Origin of the sequence: Streptomyces sp. URMC 129 (genome assembly GCF_051386415.1) — a bacterium.
In the GTDB taxonomy this organism is placed as follows: Bacteria; Actinomycetota; Actinomycetes; order Streptomycetales; family Streptomycetaceae; genus Streptomyces.
This window is the reverse complement of the sequence record NZ_JBPQTQ010000190.1, coordinates 1-8,044: the sequence shown is the minus strand read 5'-3', so window position 1 is coordinate 8,044 and position 8,044 is coordinate 1. Positions and strand designations below refer to the sequence as shown.

The 8,044-nt window shown below is 69.8% G+C and carries 3 protein-coding genes and 1 pseudogene; 2 read left to right on the top strand and 2 right to left on the bottom strand.

Going from position 1 to position 8,044, the window contains the following annotated elements; translation table 11 throughout:
* Positions 1 to 155 precede the first annotated feature (155 nt).
* A pseudogene (locus ACSNOC_RS26135) lies at positions 156 to 1,749 on the bottom strand (ISL3 family transposase).
* An 872-nt stretch (positions 1,750 to 2,621) separates the two neighbouring features.
* Between ACSNOC_RS26135 and ACSNOC_RS26130 the strand changes: the two are divergent.
* On the top strand, positions 2,622 to 5,336 hold the full coding sequence (locus tag ACSNOC_RS26130; RefSeq protein ID WP_436750038.1) for a hypothetical protein: 2,715 nt from the start codon (positions 2,622 to 2,624) through the stop codon (positions 5,334 to 5,336).
* A gap of 622 nt (positions 5,337 to 5,958) precedes the next feature.
* Here ACSNOC_RS26130 and ACSNOC_RS26125 read toward each other — a convergent pair.
* Positions 5,959 to 6,798: a class I SAM-dependent methyltransferase gene (locus tag ACSNOC_RS26125; RefSeq protein ID WP_436750037.1), complete on the bottom strand. Its 840-nt coding sequence runs from the start codon at positions 6,796 to 6,798 to the stop codon at positions 5,959 to 5,961.
* A gap of 67 nt (positions 6,799 to 6,865) precedes the next feature.
* Here ACSNOC_RS26125 and ACSNOC_RS26120 point away from each other — a divergent pair, with 67 nt between their 5' ends.
* Positions 6,866 to 7,450, top strand: a complete 585-nt coding sequence (locus tag ACSNOC_RS26120; protein ID WP_436750036.1) for a TetR/AcrR family transcriptional regulator — start codon at positions 6,866 to 6,868, stop codon at positions 7,448 to 7,450.
* The last annotated feature ends 594 nt before the right edge of the window (positions 7,451 to 8,044 follow it).

The window sequence follows — 8,044 nt, the reverse complement described above, 5'->3', positions numbered from 1 at the left end:
CCCCCGCCCGGCACCCCTCCCCTGCCGGAGCCCGACCCGGCCACCGTCATCCACGGGACCACCTCCCTGCGCGCCTGGGCGGCAGGGCAGGACTGGCTGTCTAGGACGGCCTCTTTGGGGCTCTGGCACAAGTTCCGTGCGGCTGTGACGTAGCGTCACGCGAGGAGGACGCGTTTGCGGACGAGCGGGAAGCCAGCGCGGCCGAACATCTGCCGTTTGAGCATCTTGATCCGGTTGACTGTGCCTTCCACTGGGCCGGAGTTCCAGTGCGTGGTAAGTCCTGCCCTGACCGCGTCGAAGTCGCTCTCCAGGTGCTCGGCGAAGGTGCTGATGCCTGGCAGACAGGCTCGCGAGGCGTCGGTGATCCACTCGGGCAGGCGTTGGCCGCCGAGCATCGTCAGCATCTCGGCGAACGAGCTGATCAGCCGTGCTGCCGTCTCCAGCTCCGGGCATCGGGCGAGTACGGCCTTGCGGTGCAGCTTCTCCTCTTCGGTGAGGGTGGCGGGTGAGCCATCCGGTGACCTGCCGGATCGACGGCGGAACCGGCGGAGGCGGAGCTCCCTCGAGGACCGGGAGTTCCCTGCGTGCCCACTCGACCAGGGTGGTGTAGCCGCCGCGATAGCCGCGTTCGCTGATCTCGTCGTGCAGCTCGCGGATGGTGATGCGGCCGTTCGTCTCGGCCCAGCGCCGGCCCAGGTAGGAGCTGAACGGGTCGAGCTTGCTGGACCGTGGTGTGCGGCCTTTGACCATGTCCTGCCAGCGGGTGGCGCGGGCGTATCGCTGGACGGTGTGCCGGCCCCATCCCAGGTGCCGGGCGATCTCCCGCAGGCCCATGCCCTGCCCGATCAGCTCGTGCACGAACTCGTGATGGGTGCGGGCCCGATCGGCAAACCGGCCGGAGGGCTCGTCGTCCACTGGTTCTGCCGGGGTCTCCCATTCCGGCTCGGGCTCGGGGACCTGCGGCGGCACGTCCTTCAGACACAGCCGGTGGGCGGCGACGGCCTTCTCGGCCCCCACGGTGAGGTTGCGCCACAGGTGGTAGCGGTCGGCGACCTGTGTGGCCTGGGGCGCCGCGGTGCCGGCCGCTTCGGCGTAGGCGCCCGAGCGGTCCCGGCAGACGACCTCGATTCCGGGATGCCGGGCCAGCCACGGCGCCAGCGTCTCCGCGTCGCGCTCGGGCAGGAGATCGAGGACCTGGTGGGATACAGCGTCGATCACGACGGTGCCGTAGTTGTGGCCCTTGCGCAGAGCGACGTCGTCCACGCCGACCGCCCACGGCTCGCCCGCCGGTGGGTCGGCCAGGTCCATCACCCGGCGGAGAAGCGTGCTGCGGCTGACGCCGATCCCCATGAGTTCCGCGAGCCTGGCCCCGGCCCGGCCGGCCAGCGCCAGGCCGATCGAACCCATCGCCGACCGCAGCCGCTCGGTGGCCTGCCCGTGCCGACGCGTCAGCCCCGGCACCTGCTCGACGAACGTCCGCCGCGAGCACGACGACACCGGGCACCGGAACCGCCTCACGCGCAACGCCAACACCGCACGCCGCCCCGCACTGGGCAGGTCCGCCGGAAACCGCAGGTAAGAGCTGTGGACCCGCTCCGACCAGCCCCCACAGTCCGGACACGCGACACCCGCCGCCGTACACCGGGCCTCGACGCGTATCGACCCGCCCGCCGTCTCGACGGCCTCGACCGCCACACCGGCGATCGACGGGAACAGCATCTCCTGCAACTCGGGCAACACCTGGCTCACGGCGACCGAATGACAGCCACACCAGCCGAACGAGGAACGAAAACAAGGCGACTTCCACACCACCCGGAGCACGGTCAACAACTACAACCTGTAGCCGCGGCACGGAATTTGCGCCAGAGCCCATTACTGCCCGTCGAAAACAACCAGGTCGCCGCCGAGCACGATCGTGGTGGAGTCGCCCGTGCCGACCGGCCAGAACACCACCCCCCGCTCGGGAAGTTCCGTCTCGACCATGCCCTGCCTCTTCACTCGATATTGATCAACTAACGGGAAAACCACACAAGTTCTCTCCTCCTTCACATCTACCACGCGCCACTGACAACACGGCCTCACCAGGCATTTCATGCGCCAACGGGGCCACTGTCAGGGGCCGTTGCCCGCCCCGGACACGGCTGGCACGCAGCCTCTTCGCGGGTCGGGGCGGGGCCGGGCGACGATCAGGGAGGGTGGCCCACGTGCTGTGGCAGCGCTTGCTGCGGCGTGGGGGTCGCACCCGCAGCAGGCCCCGGGTGCGATGCGCGGCGGCACCGCGATCGGAACGGCGTGATCAGAATTCCCGGGCAGGCTCGACCTCTCTCATCGCCTTCGTCGGCCAAGCCCACGACCCTCTCGGCAGACGGGGATGCGTCACCACGGGAGCGGCCTGCAAGGTTCACCCTCCAGGCCCAGGAAGGCGTGCTGTTCCAGTCTGCGGGTCTTTTCCGGATCCCGGCCCCTTGGGCCCCTGCACCGAACCGCACGGTGCGGGAGGTCACAGAGATCTGCCGGTGGGCCGGGTCGAGGCCTCGCGCCGCGGGGCGGGGCCCCTGCCGGGTCCTCCCGCACCGCGGCCGACGCAGCCGTTACCTCGGCGGGACCGTTACCCTGGCTGGGTGCACGACCAGGAACCGCCACCGGCCAGCGGCACTGCCCAGGACAGCGCGACACAGCCGGCCGCCCCACTCAATCCGGCGCAACTTCGGCGTATCACGTCCCTGCACCGCGGATTCACCTACCAGAACCTGTACGCCGTGGGCTGCCTGCTGCGGCTGCGTCAGGCCGGTGCGCAAACGCTGCTGATGGAGCTGGACGAGGACCTGGAGGTCGTGCTCCCGGATCGGTATCTCTACCTGCAGGTCAAGACCCGGCAGAATAATCTGATGTGGAGCGACATCAGGGGGTCGGTCGACCAGTTCGCCAAGCTACGCGCGGAGCACACGGCAGGGCGGCGCCCCGGCACGCCAAAGCTGGTCGTGGTCAGCAATACCGCACCGGGTCCGGATCTGCTACAACGGACCCAGCAGCCGGGCTGGCAGGCGGACGTGTCGCTGCTGTGGCCGGGCCATCCCGATCCGCAGGAGACGTGGCTGCCGCCCGCTGCTGCGGATCTCACCGGTGTCCTGCAGTGGTGCACCGAGCAGGCCGCCCAGGTCCCGTTCGGGTCCCTGGGAGCGCAGACGCTGGTGTGGAAGCTGGCTGCCCGCATCCAGTACGCGAGTGCCGGAGCCCATGGGCGAGCCTTACATGCCAGTGAACTGCCCGCCCTGTACGAGCAGTTCGTCGAGGAGTTGCAGGCCTTTCCCCGGGTTCCCGACGTCTACTGGCCGCATGGCAGCGAACCGGAGCTGACGGGCGAGCAGCGCGTGCGGCTGGTAACGGGCTTCTCCGGGGCCGGGAAGACGACCTGGGCGGCGCACGCCGCCGCCCGGTGCCCGCTCCCGGTCACCTACTTCGATGCCGGCCAGATGCCGCCCGCGGTGGTGCCCGGTGCGCTGGCCCGGGAGGTTGCTGCCCGGCACCTGAGCGGGCCCGATGCCGTCAGCCTGCCGAGCGGGGCCGGCATCGACGTCCTTCGGGCCGTGCACGGCCGACTGGCCCACGACGGCACAGCCATCGCGGTCGTCATCGACAACGTGCACGACCTCCCATCCGACGACGTACGGCTGCTTGTTCAGGCGCTGCCGACTGCCCGGATCACGCTGCTGGGCCACCCCCACCCGGAGCAGACCGCGCTCGCCGCGCATCTGGGTGTCTCCGCCGAGTCCTTGCCCGGCTGGGACACCGACACCGTGGCCGCCGTCTTCGCTGCCGAAGACTGCACCCTGGACTACCCCACCGCACAGCGGGTCTTGGCGCTCACAGCTGGTTTGCCGCTGTACGTCCTCAACTCCGCGGCGCTCATCCGCACTCTCTACGCAGGTGACGGTGCCGCCTTCTGCGCGGCGGTGCAGGAGCAGACCCACCTCGCCCCCACGGCCCAGGAACGCATCCTGGCAGAGACCTTCGGGCACCTTTCCGTGCTGGCACGCACGATGGCCGGCCTCATGGCCATCGCCGAAGTTCCCCTGAGCAGCCCTGAATTGCAGCAGCTGGCGGCAGCCGCGGGACCGACACGTCCCGCTGCCGCGGCCGGGGCCGTTCGCGAACTCGCAGGCCTCGGCCTCGTACAGACATTCGCCGACGGTTTCGCCAAACTCCACGATGCGGCCGCACCGTTGGCCCTCCATGCGTCGCATGACCTGCCTGAGGAAGCCGCCCGCCGTGTCGAGCAGACCCTGGCTGATCTTCTCGAGGGCCACAGGGAGCTGCCGCGGCTGGCCCGCTGGATGCGGCTGCTCGCCGATACCGGCCAGATCGACCTCTTGCTGGAGATCACCAGCCAGGAGGGCTTCTACGAGGGTGGCTTCCCACGCGAACTGCGCACGGTGATCGCGGACGTGGCGCAGGAACCGGGTCGGGACGCCGTCGACCGCCTTGATGCGCACAGTGCGTTGGCCACCTGGGCATATGGGGACACCGATTGGGACGCCTACGCACGCCACGTCCACGCCATGGAAGCCCTCGTCTCAGAGGGCGGCAGCGGGATCGGACCACGCGAGAAGGTCCTGGTAGCCACCCGCCAGTTCCCTCTGCACGGGCACACCGGTGACATTGAAGCCCTCGATGCTGCATTCAGGACAGCCCTGGCTGAACTTCCCGCCCCCTCTTCCCTGGAGCGAGCCCTGCGCTACGGCTACGTTCAGGGGCTCTACCACTCAGGCAGCTACCGAGCCGCAGGCCCCGCAGCCCTGGAGCTCGCTGACGCATACTGCGATCACCTCGGCCTGCCCCCGGCCGACCTCCACGGACCTATCGAGGCACTGCAGCAAGCCTGCTTGGACAGCGAGACACCCGACGACTACAAACGCCTCGCCGACTGCTTCGCCATGCATGTCAAGTGCTGTCGTCAGCTCAAACTCGACTACGGCAGCGCCGCGTTCCCCGCGATGAAGCTCTACATGATCACCGGGGCCTGGCGGTCCGCCGTCGACCTCGGCCAGGACGTGGTCGAGACTCTGTTGGGCGTAAACGAAGTGCAGGCCGCCCTGAGCCTGATCGACCGGCAACTCCTGCCCATCACTCAGGCCTACAACCTGCCCGAACTTATCGTCGGACTCAGGTCTCACCGAGCCGTGGTCCTCGCCCGTACCGGAGACATCGCTGCGGCCAGAGCAGAGATCCGCAGCCTCACACAGTACGAGCCCACCCCCGCGCAGGCGGACGACATTCGCGAGCAGGCCAGCATCATCGAGGAGCTCGCTGCTCAACAGGCCCAAGGTCACCCGTGAGCCACCTCGCCAGGCGGGACGCTCGCCTGTTCCCCCAAGCCGACGCCTCGGTCACCCGACCAGTTGCACCGCACTCCCCCGCACGTCTCTGACCTGCACAAACGCAAGATAATCTATAGGGATTCTCGTGGTAGCTGTGACTTTCCAGCTCAGTCACGAACTCGCAGCTCACAGGGCCACACATCGCTGGCCATAGCCGAACAGAACGCAACCTGCAGAGGTCAGGTACCACGCGCACTTCGGTCCGGACTATCCAGCTTGACCACGTGTGCCCAGCTCACATCCCGAAGCACACCAGATCAGGGCCGGGAATCCACACTGCAGGCAACGCTCTATCGTTCGAATTCAATTCGAACTGACACGCTTGAATTCGAGCACTACCGTTTGATTCTTGTCGAATACCGGCGCGTCCGCCGCCCCGAGAGGCCGGGTGTCCGGCGCGCGCTGAAGTACCACGGCAGGCGTCTGAACCCTGGACACGGCGCGGGTCGAGGGCGGGAGGAGCGGTGACGGGCCCGACCGGGCCCCCGCGCGTGCTGCCTTGGTGGTGGTGGGCGTGGTCACGTGACCGCGGGGCCCGGGCGGGCCGCACGGCGACTCGCGGCCCGCCGGAAGACGGGCGTCACGGCCCGGGCTGCCGGGGCGGTTCCCCGGTACGAACCGCGGTGAGGCCCCAGGTCGCGTACGGCAGGGTGACGTCGCCGCCCAGCTGATCGATCGCCGCCCCCAGATCCTTCAGCACCTCGGCCACCTGCCCGGGCCGCAGGCTGCTGAGGCCACCGGACGTCCGCAGAAGATCGAGCAATTCCTCGCGGGTGTACGAGCGTTCCCAGTCCTCACGCCACAGGTCCGGCTCGCAGAACCCGCCCGCCTCCCGGATCCCGTCCGCGGCCTTGTCGTACAGCCCCCGGTAGGCGTCCAGCATCGAGACCCCGGGCGGGCTGCCGAGGCGGAGCGGCGCATCGGGGGCCACCTGCAGGTACGCGGCGGTGAGGGCATCGGCCAGGGCCGCGGGAAGCTCGTAGACGTGCCCGAACGGCGCCAGCACCCCGCCCGGCCGCAGGACCCGCGCCGCCTTGGCCGCGCCCGCCACCGGGTCGACCCAGTGCCACGCCGTCCCCGACACGACCGCGTTGAAGGTGCGGCTGGCCGGCTCCCACGCCTCGAAGGTCGCGACCTCGGCCTCGACTCCGGTCTGCCGTGCGAACTCGGCCATCCTCGGGTCGGGCTCGATGCCGAGCACCGTACGGCCCACAGCGCGCAGCTGCCGGGCCACGATCCCGGTGCCGCAGCCGACGTCGAGGAAGTCGGGCCCGGGACCGGCGGCCGTGATCCGCGCGATCACGGTGTCGGGGTACGGGGGCCTGGTCCTGTCGTACCGTTCGGGATCGACCCCGAACGACTCCGCCATACGACGGTGCTGGTGAGGTTCCGGCCGGGGGCCAGACGCTAGAGTGGGCATGCGCCCACCCTAGTGGGCGAGCGCCCACTAGGGCAAAGGGCATGCCGGGACCAAGGAGGGGATGCACGTGCCTACCGGTGTGGCGCTGCGCGACCCTCGCCAGCAACTCTTCGACGCCGCGGAACGCATCCTGATGCGCGACGGGGCCACAGGACTGACCAGCCGGGCGGTCACCGCCGAGGCCGGCGTCGCCAAGGGCGTCCTGCACCGGCACTTCGCCGACTTCGACGCCTTCCTCACCGCGCTGGTGCTCGACCGCATTGCACGAGTCGAGGCGCAGGGCGCCGCCCTGCGCGCGGCGGCCGGGACGGGCACGGTCGCCGGCAACCTCACCGGCGCGCTGACGGCCCTCTTCGAGCCGGTGATGATGGCGATCGTGGTCCTCGTCATCGCCCGCGACGAACTGCGCACCCGGTTGCGCGCGGCCGGGGCCGCCCGCTTCCCCCTCGTCGGCGAGGGCACCGCCGCCATCGCCGGGTACCTGCGGGCCGAGCACGACCTGGGCCGCCTCACGCCGGGCGCCGACGTGGACTCGCTCGCGCCCACCCTGATCGGCACCGCGCAGCTGCTGTTCACCGAGTGGCGGGGCCGCCCCGAGCCCGAGGCCGTCCGCAAGGCCGTGACCACCGTTCTCGGCGGCGCCCTGCCCTGACCGTCGGCCGCCCGGCGCGGTGCTTGACGTAGGCGGCATCCCGGCTCTGGGCGTACTCCCAGCGTTCGTCGGTGAACTTCGTGCCGCATCCGGTGCAGACCGGGCGCCGGGCTTCGCGAGCGGCGGCCTGCTCGCGGGCGTGCTGCCGGGCCCGTTCCTCGTCGCGTGCGCGCTGGCGGGCGAGGGCGGCGTCGCGGGTTGCCGATGGCGTCGGCCAGGGTCTGGAACTGCTGGCTACCGGTCTGCGCAATCTTGACCAGAGCCTTCGTCACCGGTGACACAAAAAGTTGGCAGAGAACGTCAGTCCTCCCTGCCGGCTCAGGCCGATCTTTCCACTGACATCGCAATGCCGATCAGCAACTGACAGCCACACGCCGACCATCAGCGCCGTCACCAGCGATCGATCACTGCGGCACCCTGACCAGCGCGATCAGGCCGCCCACTGGTGACACCCCAAGCCGGACCTCCCCGGTGACACCGTCCCCGAACCTCACACCGCTGAACCCGCGTCGATCATCAGATGGTGCCGGCGCGGCTGCGTGGGCTGTTGCTTGGTGTGGGTTTGGCTGCGGTGGGTTGGGGTGGGGGCTACCG

What these genes read in the sequence shown, in the direction of transcription:
- ACSNOC_RS26125 (WP_436750037.1), bottom strand. Translation starts at nt 6,798, where the DNA reads ATGCCCACTCTAGCGTCTGGCCCCCGGCCGGAACCTCACCAGCACCGT.